Below are 25803 nucleotides of genomic sequence, written 5' to 3' on the forward strand. Positions count from 1 at the left end.
GCCTTCCGCCGACTCTTGTTGCGTGGCCCATGTGGCTGTGTTACCACCCCGGCGGCTTCGAGCTAGGAGGTTGGAGCGCGCTTCCGAAGTGCTCTTCGACGAGACCAGAAACCATAGCTCTGACACACCGTTAGCAGAAGACGAGGGCACCTCTCTTGGCCACCGACGACAGCGTAGTCACAGGCCTTTCGGGTCGCTATGCCCGCGCGCTCTACGAGCTTGCCGACGAAGGCAAGCATCTGGACGCCGTGGCGGACGATCTTCGTGGTCTGGCGACTGCTCTTTCCGAATCCGGGGACCTGCGCCGGCTGGTCGAAAGCCCCGTTCTGTCGCGTGATGAACAGGGCCGCGCCATGGCCGCAATCTGCGATGCCATGCAGGCCTCGGCGCTGACGTGCAACACCGTGGGGCTTCTGGCCCAGCAGCGTCGCCTGTTCGCGCTGGCCGATGTCGTTTCCGATTACCTGCGCCTGCTGGCCGCCCACCGGGGCGAGGCCACGGCCGAGGTAACCTCGGCGCGCGCCATGAGCGATGCGGAGCTCGACAAGCTGCGCGCCACGCTCAAAGAGATTGTCGGCCGCGATGTTGCGGTCGAGACCAAGGTCGACCCCTCGCTTCTGGGCGGCCTGATTGTTCGCGTCGGATCGCGCATGCTCGACAGCTCGATCCGCACCAAACTCCAACGCCTTGAGCTTGCGATGAAAGGGGCTGGCTGATGGATATCCGCGCCGCCGAAATCTCCTCGATCATTAAGGACCAGATCGCCAACTTCGGCACCGAAGCCGAAGTCGCCGAAGTCGGTCGTGTGCTGTCTGTCGGTGACGGCATCGCCCGCGTCTATGGTCTCGACAACGTGCAGGCCGGCGAGATGGTCGAATTCCCCGGCGGAATTCAGGGCATGGCGCTGAACCTCGAGACTGACAACGTCGGTATCGTGATTTTCGGCAATGACCGTCAGATCCTTGAGGGCGACACCGTCAAGCGAACCGGCAACATCGTGGACGTGCCGACTGGCAAGGGTCTTCTGAGCCGTGTCGTCGACGCGCTCGGCAACCCGATCGACGGCAAGGGCGACATCGAGTCGACCGAGCGCCGCGTCATCGAGGTCAAGGCGCCCGGCATCATCCCGCGTCAGTCGGTGTCGGAGCCCATGCAGACCGGCCTCAAGGCGCTTGACGCGCTCGTCCCGGTCGGCCGCGGCCAGCGTGAGCTGATCATTGGTGACCGCCAGACCGGCAAGACCGCCGTGGCGATCGACACCATCATCAACCAGAAGGGCAATTGGGCATCGGGTGACGAGAGCAAGCGTCTCTACTGCATCTACGTCGCCGTCGGCCAGAAGCGCTCCACGGTCGCCCAGATCGTCAAGGCGCTTGAGGACAACGGTGCTATGGAGTACACCACCGTCGTCGCCGCGACCGCGTCAGATCCGGCCCCGATGCAGTTTCTGGCGCCCTATGCCGGCTGCGCCATTGGCGAGTACTTCCGTGACAACGGCATGCACGCCTTGGTGATTTACGACGATCTTTCCAAGCAGGCTGTCAGCTACCGCCAGGTTTCGCTGCTGCTGCGCCGCCCGCCGGGTCGTGAGGCCTATCCGGGCGACGTCTTCTATCTCCACAGCCGCCTGCTCGAGCGTGCAGCCAAGATGAACGACAGCGAAGGCGGCGGCTCGCTGACCGCTCTGCCGGTCGTCGAGACCCAAGCCTCGGACGTGTCGGCCTACATCCCGACCAACGTGATTTCGATCACCGACGGTCAGATCTTCCTGGAGAGCGAACTCTTCTACCAAGGCATCCGCCCCGCCATTAACGTCGGCATCTCGGTGTCGCGTGTGGGATCGGCGGCCCAGACCAAGGCGATGAAGAAGGTCGCCGGCTCGATCAAGCTGGAACTCGCGCAGTACCGCGAGATGGCGGCCTTCGCGCAGTTCGCCTCGGACCTCGACGCCTCGACCCAGCGGCTGCTGGCGCGTGGCGAGCGTCTCACCGAGCTGCTCAAGCAGGGCCAGTACCAGCCCATGCCCGTCGAAGAGCAGGTCGCCTCGATCTTTGCCGGCGTGAACGGCTACCTCGACGGCATCGCGCCGTCTGCGGTGGTGCATTACGAGAGCGAGATGCTTGATGCGATCCGCGACAAGGGTGCCGACATCCTGTCCGACATCCGCTCCTCGGGTGCGCTCTCGGACGAGACCGCCGGCAAGCTCACCGCTTTTCTCGACGACTTCACCAAGTCGTTTGTGGGCTGACCCAGTAACCGGCCCGGCGGATAGCTCATGGCGAACCTGAAGGTCCTTCGCACGCGGATCAACAGCGTCCGGTCGACGCGTAAGATCACGAGTGCGATGAAGATGGTGGCGGCGGCCAAGCTGCGCCGTGCCCAGGAATCGGCTGAAGCAGCGCGTCCCTATGCCGAGCGCATGGCGCGCATGATGGCCTCGCTCGCCGGCGCCTTTGCGGGTCGCGAGGATGCGCCCCAGCTGCTGGCCGGCAACGGCAAGGACCACGCCCACCTGCTCGTCGTCGTGACCTCGGACCGCGGTCTATGCGGCAGCTTCAACGTCGGCGTTGTGCGCGCCACACGCCGGCGGGTTCTTGAGCTGCGCGATCAGGGCAAGGAGGTGAAGCTCCTTTGCCTGGGCCGCAAGGGCCGCGACATGCTGCGCCGCGAGTTCGGCTCCATGATCGTTGACACCGTGCTCGGCATCGACAAGGGCTTCTCTTTCGATACCGCGTCCGACATCGCCCACAAGATTACCTGCATGTTCGAGTCCGGTGAGTTCGATGTCTGCACCGTGGTCTTCAACAAGTTCATCTCGGTTATGAACCAGGACGTCACCTGGCAGGGCTTGATCCCGGCAACGACCGGCGGCAACGATGCCGGCGAGCCCGATGATCTGGGCGGCGCGGTCTACATCTTCGAGCCCGACGAGTTCGAGATCCTCGAAGAGCTGCTGCCGCAGAACATGGGCGTTCAGATCTTCCGCAGCCTGATGGAGAGCCAAGCCTCCGAGCACGCTGCGCGTATGACCGCCATGGACAACGCCACTCGCAACGCAGGCGATATGATCGATCGCCTGAACCTGATCTACAACCGTACGCGTCAGGCCGCGATCACCACCGAAATCACAGAAATCGTGTCGGGTGCCGAGGCGCTCTAGGGCACGAGTAAGAGCAGGAGAGTCTCCATGAGCACCAACTCCGTGGGCCGTATCAGCCAGGTTCTGGGTGCCGTCGTCGACGTGCAGTTCGACGGCGATCTGCCGAACATCATGAATGCGCTCGAGACGACCAACCAGGACAAGCGCCTGGTTCTGGAGGTCGCGCAGCATCTGGGCGAGAATCAGGTTCGCACGATCGCCATGGATGCGACCGAAGGTCTGGTCCGCGGCCAGGAGGTCAAGGACACCGGCGAGGCCATCGCCGTTCCGGTGGGTCCCGAGACTCTCGGCCGCATCCTGAACGTTGTCGGTGAGCCGATCGACGAGCGCGGTCCGGTCAACTCGGCCCAGACCCTGCCGATCCACCGCGAGGCGCCCGAACTTGTCGACCAGTCGACTGAAGCCGAGGTTCTCGTCACCGGCATCAAGGTCATCGACCTGCTGGAGCCCTACGTGAAGGGCGGCAAGATCGGCCTTTTCGGCGGTGCCGGCGTGGGCAAGACCGTCATCATCATGGAGCTGATCAACAACATCGCGAAGGCGCACGGCGGTTACTCCGTGTTCGCGGGCGTGGGTGAGCGGACCCGTGAGGGCAACGACCTCTACCACGAGATGATCGAATCGGGCGTTATCGACCTTGAGGGTGGCAACTCGAAGGCCGCGCTGGTCTACGGCCAGATGAACGAGCCTCCGGGGGCTCGTGCCCGTGTCGGCCTGACCGGCCTCACGCTCGCCGAGTACTTTCGCGACGCCGAGGGCCAGGACGTGCTGCTCTTCGTCGACAACATCTTCCGCTTCACCCAGGCGGGCTCCGAGGTGTCGGCCCTGCTCGGCCGTATTCCTTCTGCAGTGGGCTATCAGCCGACGCTGGCCACCGAAATGGGCAACCTGCAGGAGCGCATCACCTCGACCACCAAGGGCTCGATCACCTCGGTGCAGGCGATTTACGTGCCGGCCGACGACCTGACCGACCCGGCGCCGGCGACCTCGTTCGCGCATCTTGACGCCACGACCGTGTTGTCGCGTCAGATCGCCGAGCTCGGCATTTACCCGGCGGTGGATCCGCTCGACTCGACCTCGCGCATTCTCGATCCGCGCGTCATCGGCGATGAGCACTACCAGGTGGCGCGTTCGGTGCAGGAAGTTCTGCAGCGCTACAAGTCGCTCCAGGACATCATCGCCATTCTGGGCATGGACGAGCTCTCCGAAGAGGACAAGCTGGTCGTGGCCCGTGCGCGCAAGATCCAGCGCTTCCTAAGCCAGCCGTTCCATGTCGCCGAGGTGTTCACCGGCGTGCCCGGCGTCTTCGTCGAGCTTGAGGACACCATCAAGGGCTTCAAGGCGATCGTCGCCGGTGAGTACGACGACCTGCCCGAGCAAGCCTTCTACATGGTCTCCGGCATTGACGCGGCGATCGAAAAGGCCAAGCGGCTCGCTGCTGAGGCTGCGTAAGCCGGGACGAAGGAACCTGAACGATGGTGAACAAGGTCAGCTTCGAACTCGTCAGTCCCGAGCGCCTTCTGGTGTCGGACCAGTTCGACATGGTGGTGATCCCCGGTGGTGACGGCGATTTCGGCGTCCTGCCCGATCACGCGCCGCTGATCTCGACCATCCGCGCCGGCGTGATCGACATTCACGACGGCGGGTCGGTCGCCCATCGGGTGTTCGTCGGCGGCGGCTTCGCCGAGGTTCTGCCGGATCGTTGCACGGTGCTTGCCGAAGAGGCGGTCATGGTTGCCGACATCGATCGCAGCGACGTCGAGGCCCGCATCCGCGATGCCGAACTCGACGTCCGCGACGCGGAGACCGATCAGGCCCGCGCCAAGGCGCAGTCGCGGCTGGACTCGCTCACCACCATGCTCGAGGCCGCCTAGTAAGTCGTGCGCACGGCGGTTTTTCCGCCTGCCCCGTGATGCCGAATCTGTCGATTGATGCCGCCTTGTCGGCGAACTCCTGCGCGAGCGTGCCGCCGAACAATGGCTGTACTCCATGGCGCAATCTTGAGGTTGGCACAGCGGTACACTACATATTCTTGTCTAACGCGGACTTTCAGGCAGATCGCGGAGCGCGGGATCATGGGACACTGGACGTTAGACGACATCAACTGGACGGCCTTCGATGCCAGAAAGGCCGACCCGGATACGGTTCGCATCATCAAGGCTGCTTCGCTGGTGGAGCACAATGGTGATGTGTATGGCCGCTATCTCGCCAACGTCTTCGAGGGTGACGAGGATTTCGTTGCCGCCGCCCACCAGTGGGCGCGAGAAGAGGTGCAGCATGGCGTTGCCTTGGCCCGCTGGGCAAACCTCGCGGATCCTGACTGGGACTTCGAGGCCGCCAGGCGGCGCTTCAACTCCGGCTACGAGCAGGTCGACCTGGAGCGCGAAAGCTCCGTGCGCGGCTCTCGCTGTGCAGAACTGATCGCGCGCTGCATCGTCGAGGTCGGAACCTCATCCTACTATTCCGCGCTGGCCGATTCGACCGACGAGCCGGTTCTGAAGGAAATCTGCAAGCAGATCGCGGCCGACGAATTCCGTCACTACAAGCTCTTCTATGAGCATATGAAGCGCTACAAGGCCGACGAGGCGATTAACCTGGTGCGGCGCATCAAGGTGGCAATCGGACGCATGGCGGAAGGCGAGGACGACGAACTCGCCTATGCCTATTACGCGGCGAACAACATCGAAGGGCCTTACGACCGGAAGGCTTGCGCTGCTGCGCACGGCAGCCGTGCCCTGACGCGGTACCAGCCGGGTCACATCAAGCTCGCGACCAACATGACGATGAAGGCCATTGGCCTGAAGCCACAAAGCAAGATGGGTTCGTGGTTCGCGCGCGTCGTCTGGCGTCTGTTCGATTGGCGCCGCGATCGTATGGTCAGGCACGCGCCGGCCTTCTGAGCTCTAGGCCGTTAGGCCATCAAACCGTTTGAAGACCTCAGCGTAGACCTCTCGTTTGAAGTCGACGATGGCGTCAATGATCGCCGTCGGTGTCATCCAGCGCCATGAGACGAACTCCGGGTCATCGACGCCCTCGACATTGATCTCGGAATCCCGACCATCGAACTGCATGGCGAACCAAATCTGTCGCTGGCCTCGATACCAGCGTTTCCGCAGCGGTTCCGGCAGGTCGTAGTAGAGCCATTCCCGGGTCTGCTGAAGAACCGTCACATCGACGATACCCGTTTCTTCGGCAAGCTCTCGCAGGGCGGCCTCTTCAGGCGATTCCCCCTTGTCGATTCCGCCCTGCGGCATCTGCCAGGCACCAGGCATGCCCATACGCTCGGCCGCAAATACCAGACCGCTGCCGTTGATCAGGACGATTCCGACGCAGTCCCGATAGGACCTTTCCTTCGTGGCCAAACGCTGTTGCTCAGTTGACGGACATGCCGTTCAGCGCGTTGACCAGAGCGAGGCCTTCGAGCAGATCGAGGGCGCGGCCGAGCTGGTAGTCGTCGAGCGCTTCCTCGCTGCGGCCCGACATGTCTTCCTCATGGCCGTCGCCGTCCAGGCTGTTGCGCAGATCTGCTTCACCGGCGAAGTCGTCCTCTTCCTCTTCGGACGCGATCGTCGCCTCCTTGACCAGGATATCAGGGGCGATGCCCGTCGCTTGGATCGAGATGCCCGACGGCGTGTAGTAGCGCGCCGTGGTGAGACGCATCGCACCATGGCTCGGCAGCGGAATGATGGTCTGGACCGATCCCTTGCCGAAGGACTGCTCGCCCATGATGATCGCCCGCTGGTGATCCTGCAGGGCACCGGCCACGATCTCGGACGCTGAGGCGGAGCCGGCATTGATCAGCACCACGACCGGCAGGCCCTGGGCCAGATCGCCGGGCCGCGCGTTGAAGCGCTGCGTGCTGTCGTCGCGACGGCCACGGGTCGAGACGATCTCGCCCTGATCGAGGAAAACGTCGGAGACCGCGATCGCCTGATCGAGCAGGCCGCCCGGGTTGTTGCGAAGGTCGACGACCACACCCTGGAGCTCCTCACCGGCCTCGGCTTCCATGCTCTCGAGCGCATCAATCAGGCCTTCCTCGGTCTGCTCGGTGAACGAGGTGATGCGGACGTAGCCAACCTTGTCCTCCATGCGCCAGCGCACGGACTTGATGGTTATGATGTCGCGGGTGACCGTGATTTCGAGCGGCTCGTCCGCGCCCTCGCGCACGATTGTCAGCGTGATGTCGGTCTTGACCGGGCCACGCATCTTGTCGACCGCTTCGCCCAGGGTCAGGCCGAGCACGGGTTCATCGTCGAGATGGGTCACGTAGTCGCCCGCCTTGATGCCGGCACGGTCAGCCGGCGTGTCGTCGATCGGCGAGACGACCTTGACGAAGCCATCTTCCATCGTGACCTCAATGCCCAGCCCGCCGAACTCACCACGGGTCTGAACCTGCATTTCGTCGAAGTTTTTCGGGCTCAGGTAACTCGAATGGGGATCGAGCGAGACCAGCATGCCCCGGATGGCCGCCTCGATGAGCTCCTCATCGGTGACCTCTTCGACATACTCCGCCCGCACGCGCTCAAAGACGTCGCCAAACAGGTTGAGCTGGCGGTAAGTCTCGCTGCTCGCTGCGTCGACATGGTCGACGCCAGGGGTCATCAGCGCCAGAATCAGGGCCACCACAACAACCGATCGTTTCATCCGCCGCTCACTTCGCTGTAGCCAGCCACCATCCAAGGCTGGGGGTTGATTGGATCGCCATTGTGCCGCAACTCGACATACAGCACCGGCGGTTCGGCTCCATCGGAAGCCATGGCACCGATCGGTTCGCCGGCCAAAAGCCACTGGCCCAGAACCACGTCGATGCGTGAAAAACCTGCTAACACGGTATGGTATCCTTCACCGTTATCAATGATCAACAAATGCCCGTAATCACCGAACGCACCGGTGTAGACCACCTCACCGTCAAAGGGCGTTACGATTCGGGACCCCGGTTCGGATGAAATCGCGAAGCCCTCGCTCGTCCGTCCGTCGGGCAGCGTGTCGCCGAACGCGGCCACGATGGTGCCCGCCACGGGCAGCGGCAGACGGCCCCGCTGGTCGCTGAAACTGCTGCGTGAAAGAGCCTCAAGGGCGGCTGTCATCGCCTCCGTGGCTTCCGCCGACCGCTGTTCCTCTTCGATACGCAGGCTAACCAGGAGGTCCTTGAGCGATTCGGCTTCCGCGGCCATCTTCTCCTGGCGCTGGGCGAGCTCTGCCTCGTCACGGCGAAGCGCGATCAGCAGTTCGGCCTTGCGGTCGACAGTTGCCGCGGCTGTGGCCTGCTCCTCGCGGATTCGTTCCAGCGTGGCCGCAAGCGCGGCCTCCTTGACGGCTGTCTCGTCGCGCAGGGCGGCCACGGATTCGACCGTCTGCCGGATCTCGTCGACACGCGTCTGCAGGACCGGAGAGACCGAGGCCAGGAGCATGGCCATGCGGTGAGTGTCGGTCGGTGAGGTCGGCATCGCAAGCAGCATGTCGGCGGGCTGGCGCGCGATGCGCTGCAACGCGGCCAGGACAAGCCCGAACTCCGCCCATCTCGCCGCGAACTCGACCTCGCTATGGGCCAGAAGAACCTTGAGATCCTGCAGTTCCAACTCGATCGCAACGCGCTCGGTTTCCAGCGTCCGGATCTCCTGATCGGTTGCCAGCAGGCGAATGCGCAGCAGATCGAGTTCGTCGGCGATGGCGGTCGCCTCCGCACTCAGAACCGTGCGTTGCTGTTCCGTGTCTTCGATATCGGCCCCGAGCTCGTCGAGCCGTTCGGTCACTTCCTCTGCATTCTGCGCCTGCGCAAGGACAGTTGCGGCGAGAGTGATCGCGAGAATGACCGAAGCGACAGCTCGGCGCATCAGCCCTCCTTGGCCAACAGGGTCCGTCCCGTCATGTCGCCGGGTTGCGGAAGCTCAAGCAGGTCGAGCAGCGTCGGGGCGAGATCGGCGAGACCGCCCCGACGAAGGATGCGGCCTTGCGGCGGATTGACGATCACCAGCGGTACCGGATTGGTCGTGTGCGCGGTGTGGGCTTCTCCGGTTATGGGGTCACGCATCATCTCGATGTTGCCGTGGTCGGCGGTGACGACCATGTGGCCGCCGGCGTCGGTCACAGCGTGAGCAATGCGACCGAGACTGTGGTCGACGGTCTCGACGGCCTTCAGAGCAGCAGCGAAGTCGCCGGTGTGTCCCACCATGTCCGGATTGGCGAAGTTGCAGATCACGACATCGAAGCTGCGGTCGCGAATCGCCGCGACCAGCCGATCGGTGACCTCTTCGGCCGACATCTCGGGCTTTAGGTCGTAGGTTGCGACCTTCGGCGAGGGTATCAGGATGCGGTCCTCGCCCTGGAACACATTCTCCCTGCCGCCGTTGAAGAAGTAGGTCACGTGCGCGTATTTCTCCGTCTCGGCGATGCGGAGCTGGCGCAAACCAGCGTCCGCAACAAGGCTCCCCAAGGTCTTGGTCATGTTCTGCGGGGCGAACAGGGCGGGAAGAAGGCGGTCGAGTGCGACCGAATAGGACACCATGCCTGCCGCAGCCGCGAAACGCGGCCGGCTGGCCATGGAAAAATCTGCGAAGTCGGGGTCGAGCAGGGCGGTCAGAATCTGGCGTGCCCGATCGGCGCGGAAGTTCGCCATGAGCAGTCCGTCGCCGTCCTGCATGCCGTCGTAGTCGTCAATGATGCGCGGGGTGACAAACTCGTCGGTTTCGCCAGCGTCATGGGCTGACGTCACGGCCTCGTCGGCGGTCGACGAAGGAGACCCGGTGCCGTTGACAAGAGCCTCGCAGGCAAGCTCAAGCCGCTCCCACCGCTTGTCGCGATCCATCGCGTAGTAACGCCCTGTCACAGTGCCGATGACGGCGTGCGGGGCATCCGCCTGAAACCGCGCCAGGTACGCGCGCGCGCTCGACGGCGGCGTGTCGCGGCCGTCAAGGAAGGCATGGGTCACGACAAGCACACCTTCCGAGTGGAGAATGTTGGCGAGTGCAGCCATATGATTCTGATGGCTGTGTACGCCGCCCGGTGAGAGCAGGCCCATCAGGTGACAACGCCCGCCGCTCCCCTTCAGCGCCGTGATCAGGCCGGTGAGCTCGTTTTTGTGTGCCAGCGAGCCGTCGGCTATGGTCTTGTCGATCCGCGGCAGGTCCTGCATCACGATGCGGCCTGCACCCATGGTGAGATGACCGACTTCCGAGTTGCCCATCTGGCCGCAGGGAAGGCCGACCGCTTCACCCGATGTTTCCAAGCTGGTGGCGAGCCCGGTTTCCAGCATGCGTCGCCACACAGGGGTTTTTGCCGTCAGGATGGCGTTGTCCGGTCCCGCCGGTGCGAGACCCCAGCCGTCGAGAATGCAGAGAACGAGGGGACCGGGGCGCTGGGACGGGCTCATGCTTGTCTCAAGAGTGGGGAGGGGCTGATGTAAGGCCAGACCCGGCAGCTGGCAACATGAGCCGTTCAATCCCGGTGATAGGGGTGGCCGGCGAGAATGGTGTGAGCCCGGTAAAGCTGCTCAATCAGCATGATGCGTGCCATCTTGTGGGGCCAGGTCATCGTGCCGAGCGATAACGTGAGGAATGCCCTGGACCGGACCGCATCGCTCAGTCCGTCCGCACCCCCAATCACGAACCCGATGTCACGGTCTCCCTCGTCACGCTGGTGCCCGAGCCATTCCGCCAGCTGGCGGCTGGTCCGAGTCTTGCCGCGCTCATCGAGCGCCACCAGCGTGCTGCCATCCGGCAGCGCCGCAAGCAGCTTCTCGCCTTCGCGCTCCCTGCGCCGAGGCCCATAGGCATCCGCGATTTCGCGCAGAGTGAGCGCCCACGGGAGCCGTCCGGCGTAGTCGTCCCACAGCGTGCGGAACGGACCATCCCGCACGCGCCCGACTGTCGCCACGGTCAGTCGCATGGCGGTGGGACGGTCAGGTCAGGTCTGCTCAGGCCGTGGCTTCGACCGGCACAGGCATGGGCATCGACCACATCTTTTCCAGATTGTAGAGACCGCGGATTTCGCTGCGGAAGATGTGGATCACCACATCTCCCAGATCGACAAGGACCCATTCGCCAGCATCGTAGCCTTCGATGCCGTTGACGGCGAAACCGGTTTCCTTGACGGCCTCCACCAGACGATCGGCCAGTGCCGTGACCTGTCGTTGCGACTGGCCGCTGCAGATGATCATGTAATCGGCGAAGGTGGTTTTCCCGGCGAGATCGATGGTCACCACATCTTCGGCCTTGCCGTCTTCAAGTGCGCTCGTGGTGAGCGAGACGATATCCAGGATCTGTTTCCTGGCGTTGGTCTGACGAGGAATGGGTTCTTCTCCCTTAGAGCGTTGGTCCGTCGTCCTGTCCCGCGAAGCCGAACCTTCGGTCGCCCGCCCGAATGGCTGTCGCCGAGGCGGGGTGCCGCGGGCCGAGAACAAACGCCCAGACCGGCGGCTCACAATCGGCGATTACCTGGGCCCTCAGGGCTGGAAGGCGATAACGCCGAAACCGGACCGCAGCCCGGCTTGCCAGACTCGACAAAGAATACGGAGAACGGTCGAAAATCGCAACCGGAACGCTTTTGAAGATGGTCTGCCATCGGTGCCATCGGTGCACCGTGGCAAGGTTGTCGGCGCCCATCAGCCAGACGAACCGGGCGTGCGGTGCGCGGATTTGAAGCCTCTGGATCGTGTCCGCAGTAAAGCGGGTGCGCAGTTCCCGTTCGATCCCGGTGACCACGATGTCGAGGCCGCGCGTGTACTGTTTCGCTGCGGCAAGCCGGCCCTCGAGAGACGCCATGCCCTCGAGCGGCTTCATCGGGTTCTGCGGTGCCACGAGCCACCAGACCTCATCGAGATCAAGTCTTTCCAGGGCGAGATGGCTGACGAAGAGATGGCCCTCGTGGGCGGGGTTGAATGACCCGCCCAGGAGGCCGACCCGCCGCCTGGCGGCGTGGTTCAGAAGCGCAAGATGGGTGCTCAGGGCCGGGTCTGTCCGTTGCCGCGCACGACGTATTTCATGGTCGTGAGCTGGTCGATGCCCACGGGGCCGCGCGCATGCAGCCTGTTGGTCGAGATACCGATCTCCGCACCCATGCCGAACTCGCCACCGTCGGCGAACTGGGTGGAGGCGTTCCACATGGCAATGGCGCTCGGTGCCCGCGCCAGGAAGTGTTCGGCGGTGGCGCTGTCATCCGTCACGATGGTGTCGGTGTGGTCTGAGCCGTGCCGTGCGATGTGATCGAGCGCATCGTCGACGCCGTCGACCAGACGGGCGGAGATCACGGCATCGAGGTACTCGGTGTCCCAGTCGCTGGTGGCTGCCGGCAGCACGCGCGCGTCGAGCGCGCGCACGGCATCGTCGCCACGGACCTCGCATCCCGCATCCAGCAACGAGGCCACGACGCGACGCTGGGCGTCGGCGTCCAGTCCGCCATCGATGAGAAGTGTCTCTGCCGCGCCGCAGATGCTGGTCCGCCGCAGCTTGGCGTTGACCGCGATGTCGCTCGCCATGGCGGGGTCTGCCGCGCGGTCGACATAGACATGGCAGAGGCCGATCAGGTGGGCGATCACCGGAACCCGGCTCTCGGTCTGCACGCGTTCGACCAGGGACTGGCCGCCGCGGGGCACGATGATGTCGATCCAGCGGGTCATCGTCAGCATCTCGCCCACGGCCGCACGGTCGGTCGTCGGCACGAGCTGGATGGAATCGCGGGAAAGCGCGGCCGCATCGAGACCTTCATGCAGACAGGCGACGATGGCGTGTGAGGAGTGGAAGCTCTCTGATCCGCCGCGCAGGATCGCAGCGTTGCCGGACTTCAGGCTCAGCGCGCCCGCATCGGCGGTCACATTGGGCCGGGACTCGTAGATGATGCCGATCACGCCCAGGGGGACCGAGACACGGGCGATGTCGAGCCCGCTCGGCACGGTCCAGCGCTCGCGCTCCTTGCTGACCGGATCGTCGAGCACGGCAATCGCGTCGAGCCCCGCAGCCATGCCTTCGATCCGTGTGTCATCAAGCGCAAGGCGGTTGAGCATCGGACCGCTCAGACCCTTCTCGCGGGCCTGCTCCATGTCGAGTGCGTTGGCCGTCATGAGGGCCTTGCGGTTGGAGCGGATGGCGTTTGCGGCGGCTGCGAGTGCAGCGTTCTTCGTCGCGGTCGTGGCATGCGCCATGGTTGCGGAGGCGGCGCGGGCATGGCGGCCCATGGCGTCCATTACGGCTGCAACGTCATCCTCACGCTGCGCCGTAGCGGGAGTTGCGGCGTTCATGACATCACCAGATCGTCGCGGTGGATGAGCTCTTCGCGCCGACGGTAGCCCAGCAGTCTTTCGATGTCGCCGCTTTTGTGGCCGGCGATGGTCCGGGCATCCGTGCACGAATAGGCGACCAGGCCGCGGCCGATTTCGCTGCCGTCCGGTCCCTTCACGACGACCGCATCGCCGCGTTCGAAGCAGCCGTCAATTCCTGTTACGCCTGCGGGCAGCAGACTGCGTCCTTGCCCCAGGGCGGCCAGCGCCCCGGCATCGACCGTGATCGCACCGGCAGGTTTGATAGAGCCCGCAATCCAGCGCTTGCGCGCGGTCGTCGGATTGTCCTGGGCAACGAACCAGGTGCAGGCGTTGCCGTCGAGAATGGCGCGCAGGGGGTGGTCGATCCGGCCGTCGGCGATCGCCATGTGGCAGCCGGCCTGGGTCGCGATCTTCGCGGCCATCAGCTTGGTCTTCATACCGCCCGAGGAGTCGCCGGGGCGAAGCTTGCCGGCCATGGCCTCGACCGCTGGTGTGATCTCACGCACCTCCGGGATCATCACGGCAGCGTCGTCGTTGCGTGGGTCGCGATCGTAGAGTCCGTCGATGTCGGACAGCAGAACCAGCACGTCGGCGCTCGACATCATGGCGACGCGGGCGGCCAGGCGGTCGTTGTCGCCGAAGCGGATCTCGCCGGTCGCAACCGTGTCGTTCTCGTTCACGACCGGAACGGCACCCAGCCTGATCAGTGTGTTGAGCGTGTTGAGCGCGTTGAGGTAGCGCCGACGATCCTCGGTGTCCGACAGGGTCAGCAGAAGCTGGGCGACGCCGATCTCGTGGTGTGCCAGCGCATCCTGATAGGCGTGTGCCAGTCGGATCTGACCGCTCGCGGCGGCGGCCTGACTCTCCTCAAGGCGCAGCGTGCCATCCTTGAGGCCCAGCAGGCGGCGGCCGATGGCAATGGCGCCCGAGGTGACGATGACGACCTCGCAGCCACGCTTCCTGAGGTGGGCGACATCATCGGCCAGTGCGTTGAGCCAGCTGCGACGGATCCGGCCGTCCTGATCCTCGACCAGGAGCGCGGAGCCGATCTTGACGACGACGCGTCGGGCGGCGGCAAGCCGCGCGCTCATGCCGCGTTCTCTGTACGCCGCTGCCGCTCGCGCGTGACATGGACCATCAGCGCATGAGCGACAGCCTCGACGCTTTCGCCCGAAGCGCCCGACATGGCTATCACGGGCATGCCTGCGGCGTCTTCGAGCGCCGCCATGGCGTCGGCGCGCAGCTCATCGGTGAGCGCGTCGACCTTGTTGCAGACCAGCACGGCGGGCTTGTCCATGAGCCCGCCGCCATAGGCGTCGAGCTCGCGGCGAATCGTCATGTAGTCCTCGGGGATGGTTTCGGACGTGCTGTCGACGAGGTGGAGCAGGGCAGCGCAGCGCTCGGCATGGCCAAGGAAGCGGTCGCCCAAGCCGACACCCTCGTGCGCACCCTCGATCAGACCGGGCAGGTCGGCCATGACGAACTCGTCGTCGTCGACGCCGACCACACCGAGGTTGGGATGGAGCGTGGTAAAGGGATAGTCGTCGATCTTAGGCCGCGCGCGTGAGACGACCGAAAGCAGCGTCGACTTGCCGGCATTGGGCAGGCCGACGAGGGCGACGTCGGCGATCAGCTTGAGACGCAGCCAGACCCAGCGTTCCTCGCCCGGCCAGCCTGGGTCGGAACGGCGCGGGGCCTGATTGGTCGATGACTTGAAGCGGATATTGCCGCGCCCGCCGTCGCCGCCCCTGAGCAGGACGATGCGCTGACCGGGCTCGGTGAGGTCGGCGAGCAGGGTCTCGCGGTCCTCGGCGAAGACCTGGGTGCCAGGCGGCAACGGAACCGTGACATGAGCAGCGCTGGCACCCGTGCGTTGCTGGCCCTCGCCGGGGCGACCGTTCTTCGCCTTGATGTGCTGCTGGAAGCGGTAGTCGATCAGCGTGTTCAGGTTGGCGACACACTCCAGGATGATGTCGCCGCCGCGTCCGCCGTCACCGCCGTCGGGTCCCCCGAACTCGATGGACTTCACGCGCCGGAAGCTAACGCAGCCCGCACCGCCGTCGCCGCTCCTCAGATAGATCTTGGCTTCGTCGAGGAACTTCATGCCGCCTCTCCGATCGGCCGTTTGCCGATCTCCTGGCAGAAACCCGGGAGGTAACCGTCGGGGTCCTGGACCAGGAGCTCGCGCTGGCCGTAGACCACATTCTCGCCGGCATACCAGGTCCCTTCCGGTTCGCGAAAGAGCTTGTGATCGGTCTTGGTGAGCGCGCCTGTGAACCGGACGTCGGCATGCCACGCCTCCAGCATCACCTCGGCATGCTCGCGCTCCAGGTAGACGAACGGCGGATCGTCGCGGCTGTGGAGCACGCGAAAGCCCGGCACGTCGCAGTGGAACGCGAGGCTCCGTTCCAGGTCGGAGCAGACAAGCTCTGGCACGAGAGGGGCGCGGGGTTCGGTGTCGAGAGTCATCAGAGGTTTCGATTCAGGCAAAAAAAGGGGAATGGCGCGCCATTCCCCTCTCGTCTCGTTGTCTGGGGCGGGACGCCTATTCGGCAGGCACCGCACCCGGGACAACGTCCACGTAGGTCCGCTTGCCGGTTGCCTGGCGGAACCGGACAGTGCCATCGCTCGTCGCAAACAGGGTGTGATCCTTGCCCATGCCGACGTTGTGGCCGGGATGGAACCTGGTGCCGCGCTGCTTGACGAGAATGTTGCCGGCGATGACGTCCTCACTGCCGAACTTCTTCACGCCCAGGCGCTGACCCGGAGAGTCGCGGCCGTTACGTGAGCTGCCGCCCGCCTTCTTGTGGGCCATGGCTCAGTCCTCCTTGGCTTCGGCCTCGGCCGCAGCGGCCTCGACTTTGGGAGAAGCCGCCTTCTTCGCGGCTTTCTTGGCTGCGGGCTTGGCACCCTTGGCCAGAATCTCGGTGATCTTCACGACCGTCTGCTGCTGGCGGTGACCGCCGCGGCGACGATAGTGCTTACGGCGCTTCTTCTTGAAGATCAGGATCTTGTCGGCACGGTTGTGTTCTAGGATCTCCGCTTTCACCGTGGCGCCATCGGCATTGAGGTCGATGGTCTCGCCATTGGCGACCATCAGGACCTTGTCGAAATCGACCAAATCGCCTGGTTCGCCTGCCAGGCGCTCCACGGAGAGAATGTCGTTCCGGGCCACGCGGTGCTGTTTGCCGCCTGTTTGAATAACTGCGAACATCGTGATCAGACCTTGTGTTTGGTCCAGGTGTTTGGTCCAAGGAGACGTGTGGCCCTGGGCGCTTTCCGCGCCGGCGGGCGGACTATAGTGATCGCGCCTGCCGTGTCAACATCGCGCGGTGCTTCTTCATATCTTCCAGAAGACGAATCCGGCCCAGGCAATCGCGATAGCGAGTGGACCCCAGAGCGGGGTTCCCATCAGGGCGAGCCAGCCCAGGAAGATGAAGGCCGAGCCCAGGAGCGAGATGAACAGGCGGTCGCCGCGGGTGGTAATGATTCCGAGGATGCCGTCGCGCGGGCCACCGCCTGGCATGCGCCATTCCCAGAACCCGATCGCCGCAATTGAGGCGAAGACAAAGGTGAAGAAGCCGGCTGTCTCCCAGGTCCATGCCATCCATTCGAGGCCCATGGTTCTGCCTCCTCAGACCCGCCCGAGGGCAAAGCCCTTGGCGATGTAGTTGCGGACAAAGTAGATCACGATCGCGCCTGGTACGATGGTCAGAACGCCAGCCGCCGCCAGGAGCCCCAGTTCGTAACCCGCGCTGGAGGCGGTCTTGGTCATCATTGCGGCGATCGGCTTGGCTTCCACGGCGGTCAGCGTCTTGGCGAGCAGCATCTCGACCCACGAGAACATGAAGCAGAAGAACGCCGCGACGCCGATGCCCGAACTGATGTTCGGAATGAAGATGCGTATGAAGAAGCGCGGGAACGAATAGCCGTCGACATGGGCGGTCTCGTCGAGTTCCTTCGGGATCGAGGACATGAAGCCCTCCAGGATCCAGACTGCGAGTGGGATGTTGAACAGGCAGTGCGCCAGCGCAACGGCGATGTGGGTATCGAACAGCCCGACCGAGGAATAGAGCTGGAAGAACGGCAGGGCGAAGACGGCCGGGGGCGCCATGCGGTTGGTCAGCAGCCAGAAGAACAGGTGTTTGTCGCCCAGGAAGGTGAAGCGCGAGAAGGCATAAGCGGCCGGAAGCGCCACGGTGACCGAGAGCACCATGTTGATCGTCACGTAGATCAACGAGGTGATGTAACCCCAGTACCAGGTCGGATCGGTCAGGATGACCGTGTAGTTCTCGAGCGTGAACTCCTGGGGCAGCAGCGTGAAGCCGCCGAGGATCTCGTTGGTCGTCTTGAACGACATGCTGAGCAGCCAGCAGATCGGCAGCATCAGCATGACGATGTAGGCAATGACGATGACGGGTTTCAGACGCATGCGCTTGCCCCCGTCACTTCGAATCGTGCCGTGTCATCACGGTGTAGAAGATCCACGAGAACAGCAGCGTGATGAGGAAGTAGATCAGCGACATGGCGGCAGCGGGCCCCAGGTCGAACTGGCCGAGCGCCATCTTGACGAGATCGATTGACAGCAACGTGGTCGCGTTGCCGGGACCGCCACCCGTTAGCACGAAGGGCTCGGTGTATATCATGAAGCTGTCCATGAAGCGCAGCAGGACGGCGATGGTCAGAACCCGGCGCAGCTTTGGAAGCTGGATGTGGCGGAACACGGCCCAGGGCTTGGCGCCGTCGATCGACGCGGCCTGGTAGTAGGCGTCCGGGATCGAGAGCAGACCGGCATAGGTCAGCAGCACGACCAGCGAGGTCCAGTGCCAGACATCCATCACGATAATGGTGATCCAGGCCGAGACCGGCTGCCGGGTCATGTTGTAGTCGATGCCGATCCAGTTCAGCGTGTAGCCGAGCATGCCGATGTCGGGCAGCGTGAAGATGTTCCACATGGAACCGACGACGTTCCAGGGGATCAGCAGAGGCAGCGCCATCAGAACCAGGCAGACCGGAACCCAGATTCCCTTCTTCGGCATCGCAAGCGCGATAATGATGCCGAGTGGCACCTCGATCAGAAGGATCGTGAAGGTGAACAGCAGCTGTCGTCCGAGCGCGTCGTGAAAGCGCGACGATGTCAGCAGGTCCTCGAACCAGCCAATGCCGTGCCAGAAGAACTGATTGTTGCCGAAGGTTTCCTGGACCGAATAGTTCACGACGGTCATCAGCGGTACGAGCGCGTTGAACGCCACCAGCAGCACGACGGGAACGACAAGGAACCAGGCGGAGTGGCGCAGGGTCTTGGTTGGCATGACTCAGGCGCTCCCCGGGTCTTCGACGAGCCAGCCGTCCCGGTAGACCCGGGCATGATCGGCGTCGAACGCAAGATGGGCCGGTCCCGCCGAAGGGCGTTCGTCCTTGCGGCTCAGCAGATGAATGCGGTCGTTGCCTGCCATTGCCGTCACCACGCAGTGGCGACCGACGTCCGCCACGTTGACGATCTCGACGGGCAGTCCGGCATCGGACAGATGGACATGCTCGGGCCGTACGCCGAGCTCCAGTGTGCCCCTCCCGCCGCCATGGGGTGTCGTGGCGGTCGGAACCTTGACGCCGCCTACACTGACGCTGCCGTTGTCGACTTCGCAGGGGATGATGTTCATGCCCGGAGAGCCGATAAAGTAGCCGACGAAGGTATGCGCCGGCCGCTCGAACAACTCGATCGGTGTGCCGACCTGAACGACCTCGCCCTCGCGCATCACCACGACCTGGTCAGCAAAGGTCAGCGCCTCGGTCTGGTCATGGGTGACGTAGATCATGGTGGTGCCGACCGTCTGGTGCAGCTCCTTCAGCTTTGAGCGCAGACGCCACTTGAGATGTGGATCGATCACGGTCAGCGGCTCGTCGAACATGATGACGTTCACGTCCTTGCGCACCAGTCCGCGGCCCATCGAGAGCTTCTGCTTCACGTCGGGTGTGAGGCCCGAGGCGCGTTTGCGAAGCATGTCGTCAAGTTCCAGCAAGCCGGAGAGCTCGCGAACCCGCTCCTCGATCTCGCTCCGCGGCACGCCGCGGTTGCGCAGCGGAAAGGCCAGATTCTCGTAGACGGTCATGGTGTCGTAGATCACCGGGAACTGGAAAACCTGGGCAATGTTGCGCTGCGACGGTGGCAGATCGGTCACGTCGTTGTCGTCGAACAGGACGCGTCCGTGTGACGGTGAGACCAGGCCCGAGATGATGTTGAGCAGTGTCGTCTTGCCGCAGCCCGAAGGGCCGAGCAGGGCATAGGCGCCACCGTCGTTCCATGCGAGATGGAGCCCCTTGAGAGCGTACGCGTCGGGTGACTGGTTGGCTGGATCGTAGCTGTGCTTGAGATCCTGAAGTCGGATGCGTGCCATCTGCTGTCCTCAGGCCGCCAGCCGTGTGCCGTCGGGCATGAAATAGAGACAGCCCGCCGTGGCCATGTGGAAGGTGTGGCTTTCGCCGATGCTGTAGCTGTGGACGCCATGGCTGAGCGAGACCCAGACGTTCTCGCCGAACGCGAAATGCGCCGTGCTCTCCGAGCCTGAAAGCTCGGTAATCAGGACACGGCCAGTGATCTCGGTGACGACGCCATCGGATGCGATCGGTGAGATGTAATGCGGGCGGATGGCGACGATATAGTCGCCATCGGCAGCCGTTTCGATCGGGCCGTGTGCCGTCCAGGCGATGTCGGCACTCAGCTTGATCCGGTCGCCGCGCTTGGTGACACGTGCGGTGTTGATCGGCGGGTCAGAGAAGGCCCGGCTCGTCACGAGGTTCGTCGGCTGGCGGTAGACCTTGGCGGTATCGCCGACCTGGGTGACGCGGCCCTCGTGCAGCGCGACCGTGCGCCCGACCAGCATCAGCGCCTCGCTCGGCTCCGACGTGGCGTAGACCACCAGTGCGTTGCGCCCTCTCAGAAGGCGCGGCAACTCCTCGCGCAGCTCCTCGCGGAGTTTGTAGTCGAGATTGACCAACGGTTCGTCGAGCAGAACCAGGTCGCTGTCCTTGACCAGTGCGCGTGCGAGCGCCGTGCGCTGTTGCTGACCGCCCGACAGCTCGGCGGGGCGCCGCGAAAGAAACGGCTCGAGCTTCAGGAGCGCTGCGGTCTCCTGGACGCGGCGCTTGATCTCGGCCTTTGGAACGCCCGCCACACGCAGGGGCGAGGCGATGTTTTCGAAGACACTCATGTGCGGATAGTTCACGAAGAACTGGTGCACCAGGCTCACGTTGCGCTTCTGGGTGCGCACGTGTGTAACGTTCTCGCCGTTGAACCAGATTTCCCCGGAGCTCGGGCGGTCGAGATGCGCCATCATCTTGATGAGCGTCGTCTTGCCCGCGTTTGTTGCGCCCAGCAGCACATTGAAACCGTCGGGCGCCAGCGAGAAGGAACACTCGTGAATGTGGGTCTCGGCGCCGACGTGCTTGGCGACGTTGCGGAATTCCAGGGTCATTCCGTTGGTCTCTGCATGTCGCCGGCCTCGCGCTTCGGGGCGAATGACCTTACAGGATGTGGCGATATGGAAGAAGAACGGCGGCTGCCCACGGAGGTCCCGAAAGGCAGCCGCCGGTTCATCGCCTGGCTTACTCGGCCGCGTCGGCCCAGCGACCGATGAGCTCCTCATAGGCGATCGTCACGCCCCGGGGCTTCTCATTTTCCAGCATGGGCTTCGGTGAACCGGGCTGCGACAGCCAGTACTCCGGATCGCTCTCCTCGTTGAGGCGCGGTCCGCAACCACCGTAGACATCGGCACCTTCGTCGGCGGCCTGCATACGCGCCATGACCTGGTCCATCTCGCTGGCGAGACGATCCATGGCTTCCTGCGCGGTGAAGGCACCCGAGTTCACGTCACCGATCTGCTGCCACCAGATCTGGGCCAGCTTGGGATAGTCGGGAACGTTGACGCCCGTCGGGGTCCACAGCACGCGGTCGGGCGAGCGGTAGAACTCCACGAGGCCGCCCAGCGCAGGTGCGCGCTCGGTGAAGCTCTTGTGGTTGACGGTGCTGTCACGGATGAAGGTCAGGCCGACATGGCTCTTCTTCACGTCGACGGTCTTGGACACCACGAACTGGGCATAGAGCCAGGCAGCCATGGCGCGATCGGTCGGCGTCGAGTTCAGGATCGTCCACGAACCGGCGTCCTGATAGCCGAGCTTCTGGCCTTCCTCCCAGTAGGGACCCTTCGGGCTGGGCGCCATCCGCCACAGCGGCATGCCGTCTTCATCGACCGTGTTGTTGCCGTCTTCCCGGGACTCCACCATCGACGCGGTGAAGGCCGTGTACCAGAAGACCTGCTGGGCGACGTTGCCCTGGGCGAGGGCCGGCAGTGACTGGTAGAAGTCGTAGCTGGCAGCCGCCGGCGGGGCGTAGGCGCGGAGCCACTCGTCCCACTTGCGGATCGCGTAGACCGCTGCAGGGCCGTTGGCAGCGCCGCCGCGGCTGACGCTGGCGCCAACCGGATTGCAGCTGCCTTCTTCCATGCGGATACCCCACTCGTCGACGGGCACGCCGTTCGGCAGGCCGATGTCGCCAGCGCCGGCCATGGAGAGCCACGCATCGGTCATGCGCCAGCCGAGGTCGGGAGCGCGCTTGCCGTAGTCCATGTGCCCGTAGACTTCGACGCCATCGATCTCGCCGACATGCACCGAGAAGAACTCGGCGATGTCCTCATAAGCCGACCAGTTGACCGGCACACCGAGATCGTAGCCGTAGATCTCCTTGAACTGCGCCTGGAAGTCCTCGCGGTCGAACCAGTCCTTGCGGAACCAGTAGAGGTTGGCGAACTGCTGGTCGGGAAGCTGATACAGGTCGCCATCGGGGCCCGTCGTGAACGCGATGCCGATGAAGTCGTCCAGGTCCAGATTGGGGTTCGTCACCGCCGCAGCTTCGCCGGCCATCCAGTCGGTCAGGTTGACCGCGAGCTGCAGGCGCGCGTGGGTGCCGATCAGGTCACTGTCGTTGATGTAGGCGTCGTAAAGGTTCCGACCCGTCTGCATCTGGGTCTGCACCGCCTGCACCACTTCGCCTTCGCCAAGCAACTGGTGGTTGACCTTTATGCCGGTGATGTCCTCGAACGCCTGCGTCAGGACTTCAGATTCGTAAGTGTGCGTCGGAATCGTCTCCGACAGCACGTTGATTTCCATGCCGGCGTACGGCTTGGCGGCTTCGATGAACCACTCCATCTCGGCCATCTGTTCCTCGACTGTCAGAGTCGAGGGTTGGAACTCTTCGTTCACCCACGTCTCCGCAGCCGCCATCTCGGCCCATGCCGACGATGCCGAACTGGCCATCGCCAAACCGGCGGCGGCTGCAACAATGCGATTGCGCATGCTGTCCTCCCATGTGCTTCCCGAATTCGGCGATGCCGACTCGGATCAATCATGCTCATTTGTGAGAATGCTGGCCGTCAAGTGAAAAGGTCGACTTTCATCCGAAAACAATCACGATATTATACGAACATGACTCGCGGATCGTCACCCATGGTTCTGAGCGACCGTCAATCGCTCATCATGGCCCGTCTGCGCACCGAAGGGCGTGTTCTGGTCGACGATCTCGCGGTTGACTTCCAGGTCACAACGCAGACGATCCGGCGAGATCTCAACATCCTCAGTGCCGACGGATTGATCACGCGGATCCACGGCGGCGCCGTTCAGGCGGCCAGCACGACCATTCTTGCCTATACCGAACGGCGTTCGCTGGCTCTCGACGAGAAACGGGCGATTGCGCGTCATGCGGCGGCCATGATTCCGGACGGCTGTTCGCTCACCATCAACATTGCCACCACGACGGAACAGGTCGCTCATGCCCTGCGCGACAAGCGCGACCTCTTTGTCGTCACGAACAACATCAACGTGGTCAACATCCTGTCGGGCACACCGGCCAAGGAGATCATTCTGGCGGGCGGTGCAGTGCGCCAGACCGATGGTGCGATCGTCGGTGACGAAGCGGTCGACTTCATCCGCAAGTTCCGGACAGACTATGCCGTGATCGGCGCCTCCGCACTCGATGCCGACGGCTCCATCATGGACTTCGATGTGCGTGAGGTTGCCGTTGCACGGGCCATCGCGGCCAACGCACGCCGCACCATCCTCGTCAGCGACCACACCAAGTTCAGCCGCAGCGCGCCGGTCCGGATCTGTCCCCTGGGCCAGATCGACTTCTTCGTCACCGACCGGGCGCCGCCGCCCTCGTTCGTCGAAGCCTGCGACGCCGAAGATGTCGCGATCGAGATCACCGTGCCCGGAGTATCCGATGACGCGTGAACCGGGCAGCATCGTCGACCTCGCCATCATCGGTGGCGGAATCAACGGCTGCGGGATCGCCCGCGATGCCGCCGGGCGGGGTCTCAGTGTCTACCTCTGTGAACAGGGCGATCTCGGCCAAGGCACGTCATCGGCCTCGACCAAGCTCTTTCACGGCGGCCTGCGTTATCTGGAACACTACGAGTTCCGCCTGGTGCGCGAGGCGCTCGAAGAGCGCGAGGTGCTCTTGCGCACCATGCCGCATATCTCATGGCCGCTGCGCTTTGTGCTGCCGCACCATCCGGGCCTCAGGCCCGCCTGGCTGATCCGGCTTGGCCTGTTCATCTACGATCATCTCGGCGGTCGGAAGCGGCTGCCGCCCACCCGAAGCATCGATTTTCGGAAGGACCCGACCGGCAATCCGCTTCAGGATCGCTTCCGCCGCGGCTTCGAGTACTCCGACTGCTGGATCGATGATGCGCGACTGGTGGTTCTCAACGCCCGGGCGGCAACCGATCTGGGAGCGGAGGTCGCGGTCCGAACACGCTGTCTCGAAGCGCGGCGCGACAACGGGCTCTGGCTCCTGACATTGGAGGACACCGAGACCGGCGCACGGTCGGAGATCATGGCGCGCGGACTGGTCAACGCATCGGGACCGTGGGTCGAGGACGTGATTCAGAACCGTCTGCGGCACAACAGCGCCGCCCGCATCCGTCTCGTCAAGGGCAGCCACATTGTGGTTCGCAGACTGTTCGAACACGATCGCGCCTACATCTTCCAGAACGCCGACGGCCGTATTGTCTTCGCGATTCCCTACGAGACCGACTACACGCTGGTCGGCACCACCGATGAAGATCATGACGGATCGCCAGAAGCGGCGTGCTGCAGCGATGCCGAGCGGACCTATCTCTGTTCCGCCGTCTCCGAGTATCTCGATCGCCCGGTCGTGGACGATGACATCGTCTGGACCTACTCGGGCGTTCGCCCTCTCTACGACAATGGTGCCATCTCGAACACGGCCGCGACACGGGATTACAAGCTGGAACTCGAGGAGGCCGGCGGTGCGGCGCCGCTGCTTAACGTCTTCGGCGGCAAGATCACGACCTACAGGCGTCTGTCGGAGGCCGCTCTCGCGAAGCTCTGGCCCTATTATACGCACATGACAGGCCCCTGGACCGCCGACGTCAGTCTTCCGGGCGGTGACTTTGACGTCGATGGTGTGGAACGGCTGACGCGCGACCTGGCATCGCGCTACCCCTTCCTGGGTGACGATTGGGCCGGACGGCTGATCCGGCTCTATGGCACGCTCGCGTTCGACCTTCTCGGCACCGCGGCCAGCCTTACCGATATGGGCACACGTTTCGGCGCCGATCTTACGGAACGCGAGGTTGTGTGGCTGATCGACCGGGAGTGGGCGCGGACCGCCGAGGATGCACTCTGGCGCCGCACCAAGCTGGGGCTTGTCCTGTCACGCGAGGAGGCGCGCGAGCTGGAGAGCTGGCTGGCGGAGCGATTCGGCAAGGTGGCTCCGGCGCACGTCACCGGAGCCCGTCAGGCGTCCCCGAGCCAGAGAATATCCCGTTCAGATTGAATCAATCTGAACGGGTGAAGATGCTCCGGGTCTTTCAAAGATGCAGAGCGGACCGCATCAGGCGCGGTAGAGCTCGTCCCAGAGGAAGATGGTGCAGACCTCGAACGCCAGAACGGCGTAGAGCAAGGTCGTAACGACCTCTTGCGGGCTGCATGCAAAGAGCGACAGGCGGCCCTGATCATCGCGTCCGAACAGCGGCGGCGCGTGCTCGGGCGTGCCGCGGATCACCATGACGATGGTCAGCGGGACCAATCCCAGCAGGAACGCGAACGGCGCGAGAACGCTGAGGTCCATCCACGGGAAGTAGCGGCTGGCACCGAACATGGCGACCGGCACGATCGACCAAAGGAATCCCATATTCGCCAGGAACTCGGGGTTCATCTCAGTGGACTTTCCCATGCCACGACACAGCAGGGCAATCACCGCCGCCAGCATAAAGCCGCAGAAAACCCAGACCGCCAGTCCGATTTCGACCAATTCCATGGCACGTTGCCCTCCAATGGTTCTTGTTGACCCGCCCTGACAGCCGCGCGCGATTTT

General features: G+C 63.9%; 28 protein-coding genes. 8 read left to right on the forward strand and 20 right to left on the reverse strand.

All coding sequences use genetic code 11. The features are described from left to right. Positions 1–155: 155 nt before the first annotated feature. From GDA49_01260 to GDA49_01285, 6 genes are all read left to right on the forward strand, one after another. Positions 156–716, forward strand: a complete 561-nt coding sequence (locus GDA49_01260; protein MBC6439049.1) for a F0F1 ATP synthase subunit delta — start codon at positions 156–158, stop codon at positions 714–716. Continuing rightward, positions 716–2248 (forward strand): F0F1 ATP synthase subunit alpha, encoded by a 1533-nt coding sequence (locus GDA49_01265; GenBank protein MBC6439050.1) that lies wholly within the window; start codon positions 716–718, stop codon positions 2246–2248. The genes GDA49_01260 and GDA49_01265 overlap by 1 nt, the downstream gene beginning before the upstream one ends. 27 nt (positions 2249–2275) lie before the next feature. Next, on the forward strand, positions 2276–3160 hold the full coding sequence (locus tag GDA49_01270) for a F0F1 ATP synthase subunit gamma (GenBank protein ID MBC6439051.1): 885 nt from the start codon (positions 2276–2278) through the stop codon (positions 3158–3160). A 27-nt stretch (positions 3161–3187) separates the two neighbouring features. Then, positions 3188–4612, forward strand: a complete 1425-nt coding sequence (gene atpD, locus GDA49_01275) for a F0F1 ATP synthase subunit beta (protein MBC6439052.1) — start codon at positions 3188–3190, stop codon at positions 4610–4612. 23 nt (positions 4613–4635) lie between these two features. Beyond that, on the forward strand, positions 4636–5034 hold the full coding sequence (locus GDA49_01280; GenBank protein ID MBC6439053.1) for a F0F1 ATP synthase subunit epsilon: 399 nt from the start codon (positions 4636–4638) through the stop codon (positions 5032–5034). Between the two features lie 201 nt (positions 5035–5235). After that, positions 5236–6060 carry a ferritin-like domain-containing protein gene (locus tag GDA49_01285; protein MBC6439054.1) on the forward strand — a complete coding sequence of 275 codons (825 nt, stop codon included), beginning with the start codon at positions 5236–5238 and terminating at the stop codon, positions 6058–6060. 3 nt (positions 6061–6063) lie between these two features. Here GDA49_01285 and GDA49_01290 read toward each other — a convergent pair whose 3' ends face one another. From GDA49_01290 to GDA49_01380, 19 genes are all read right to left on the reverse strand, one after another. Next, complete coding sequence (locus GDA49_01290; protein ID MBC6439055.1) at positions 6064–6522, reverse strand: RNA pyrophosphohydrolase; 459 nt, start codon at positions 6520–6522, stop codon at positions 6064–6066. A 10-nt stretch (positions 6523–6532) separates the two neighbouring features. Beyond that, the gene (locus GDA49_01295) at positions 6533–7804 is read right to left on the reverse strand and encodes a S41 family peptidase (protein ID MBC6439056.1); all 1272 of its coding nucleotides are present in this window, start codon (positions 7802–7804) and stop codon (positions 6533–6535) included. Next, positions 7801–8994: a peptidoglycan DD-metalloendopeptidase family protein gene (locus GDA49_01300; GenBank protein ID MBC6439057.1), complete on the reverse strand. Its 1194-nt coding sequence runs from the start codon at positions 8992–8994 to the stop codon at positions 7801–7803. The genes GDA49_01295 and GDA49_01300 overlap by 4 nt, the downstream gene beginning before the upstream one ends. Continuing rightward, positions 8994–10529, reverse strand: a complete 1536-nt coding sequence (locus tag GDA49_01305; GenBank protein ID MBC6439058.1) for a 2,3-bisphosphoglycerate-independent phosphoglycerate mutase — start codon at positions 10527–10529, stop codon at positions 8994–8996. The genes GDA49_01300 and GDA49_01305 overlap by 1 nt, the downstream gene beginning before the upstream one ends. Before the next feature lie 65 nt (positions 10530–10594). Then, on the reverse strand, positions 10595–11044 hold the full coding sequence (rlmH, locus tag GDA49_01310; GenBank protein MBC6439059.1) for a 23S rRNA (pseudouridine(1915)-N(3))-methyltransferase RlmH: 450 nt from the start codon (positions 11042–11044) through the stop codon (positions 10595–10597). Between the two features lie 28 nt (positions 11045–11072). Continuing rightward, on the reverse strand, positions 11073–11447 hold the full coding sequence (gene rsfS / locus GDA49_01315) for a ribosome silencing factor (protein MBC6439060.1): 375 nt from the start codon (positions 11445–11447) through the stop codon (positions 11073–11075). Positions 11448–11460: 13 nt separating this feature from the next. Next, positions 11461–12102, reverse strand: a complete 642-nt coding sequence (locus GDA49_01320) for a nicotinate-nucleotide adenylyltransferase (protein ID MBC6439061.1) — start codon at positions 12100–12102, stop codon at positions 11461–11463. Then, entirely contained in the window at positions 12099–13391 is a 1293-nt protein-coding gene (locus GDA49_01325) for a glutamate-5-semialdehyde dehydrogenase (GenBank protein MBC6439062.1), read from the reverse strand. The genes GDA49_01320 and GDA49_01325 overlap by 4 nt, the downstream gene beginning before the upstream one ends. Then, positions 13388–14503, reverse strand: a complete 1116-nt coding sequence (locus tag GDA49_01330) for a glutamate 5-kinase (protein MBC6439063.1) — start codon at positions 14501–14503, stop codon at positions 13388–13390. Before GDA49_01330 ends, GDA49_01325 begins: the two co-directional genes overlap by 4 nt. Continuing rightward, positions 14500–15516: a GTPase ObgE gene (gene obgE / locus GDA49_01335; GenBank protein MBC6439064.1), complete on the reverse strand. Its 1017-nt coding sequence runs from the start codon at positions 15514–15516 to the stop codon at positions 14500–14502. Before obgE ends, GDA49_01330 begins: the two co-directional genes overlap by 4 nt. Further along, positions 15513–15881 carry a VOC family protein gene (locus GDA49_01340; protein ID MBC6439065.1) on the reverse strand — a complete coding sequence of 123 codons (369 nt, stop codon included), beginning with the start codon at positions 15879–15881 and terminating at the stop codon, positions 15513–15515. Before GDA49_01340 ends, obgE begins: the two co-directional genes overlap by 4 nt. Before the next feature lie 76 nt (positions 15882–15957). Then, complete coding sequence (gene rpmA, locus GDA49_01345) at positions 15958–16227, reverse strand: 50S ribosomal protein L27 (GenBank protein MBC6439066.1); 270 nt, start codon at positions 16225–16227, stop codon at positions 15958–15960. A 3-nt stretch (positions 16228–16230) separates the two neighbouring features. Continuing rightward, on the reverse strand, positions 16231–16626 hold the full coding sequence (gene rplU / locus GDA49_01350) for a 50S ribosomal protein L21 (protein ID MBC6439067.1): 396 nt from the start codon (positions 16624–16626) through the stop codon (positions 16231–16233). A 126-nt stretch (positions 16627–16752) separates the two neighbouring features. Then, a complete protein-coding gene (locus GDA49_01355; GenBank protein ID MBC6439068.1) occupies positions 16753–17034 on the reverse strand; it encodes a DUF2160 domain-containing protein in 282 nt (93 codons plus the stop codon). 12 nt (positions 17035–17046) lie between these two features. Further along, positions 17047–17844, reverse strand: coding sequence for a carbohydrate ABC transporter permease (locus GDA49_01360; GenBank protein ID MBC6439069.1), 798 nt, complete (start codon positions 17842–17844; stop codon positions 17047–17049). Positions 17845–17857: 13 nt separating this feature from the next. After that, positions 17858–18724, reverse strand: coding sequence for a sugar ABC transporter permease (locus tag GDA49_01365; protein ID MBC6439070.1), 867 nt, complete (start codon positions 18722–18724; stop codon positions 17858–17860). Between the two features lie 3 nt (positions 18725–18727). Then, positions 18728–19807: an ABC transporter ATP-binding protein gene (locus GDA49_01370; GenBank protein MBC6439071.1), complete on the reverse strand. Its 1080-nt coding sequence runs from the start codon at positions 19805–19807 to the stop codon at positions 18728–18730. Between the two features lie 9 nt (positions 19808–19816). Next, complete coding sequence (locus GDA49_01375; protein MBC6439072.1) at positions 19817–20884, reverse strand: ABC transporter ATP-binding protein; 1068 nt, start codon at positions 20882–20884, stop codon at positions 19817–19819. 130 nt (positions 20885–21014) lie between these two features. Beyond that, positions 21015–22760: a carbohydrate ABC transporter substrate-binding protein gene (locus tag GDA49_01380; GenBank protein MBC6439073.1), complete on the reverse strand. Its 1746-nt coding sequence runs from the start codon at positions 22758–22760 to the stop codon at positions 21015–21017. A 129-nt stretch (positions 22761–22889) separates the two neighbouring features. Between GDA49_01380 and GDA49_01385 the strand changes: the two genes are divergently transcribed. After that, the gene (locus tag GDA49_01385; GenBank protein MBC6439074.1) at positions 22890–23693 is read left to right on the forward strand and encodes a DeoR/GlpR transcriptional regulator; all 804 of its coding nucleotides are present in this window, start codon (positions 22890–22892) and stop codon (positions 23691–23693) included. Then, entirely contained in the window at positions 23683–25263 is a 1581-nt protein-coding gene (gene glpD, locus GDA49_01390; GenBank protein ID MBC6439075.1) for a glycerol-3-phosphate dehydrogenase, read from the forward strand. Before GDA49_01385 ends, glpD begins: the two co-directional genes overlap by 11 nt. A 57-nt stretch (positions 25264–25320) precedes the next feature. Here glpD and GDA49_01395 read toward each other — a convergent pair whose 3' ends face one another. Next, positions 25321–25746 carry a hypothetical protein gene (locus GDA49_01395; GenBank protein MBC6439076.1) on the reverse strand — a complete coding sequence of 142 codons (426 nt, stop codon included), beginning with the start codon at positions 25744–25746 and terminating at the stop codon, positions 25321–25323. Between the last annotated feature and the right edge of the window lie 57 nt (positions 25747–25803).

The organism is Rhodospirillales bacterium (assembly GCA_014323865.1).
Lineage (GTDB): Bacteria > Pseudomonadota > Alphaproteobacteria > SP197 > SP197 > SP197.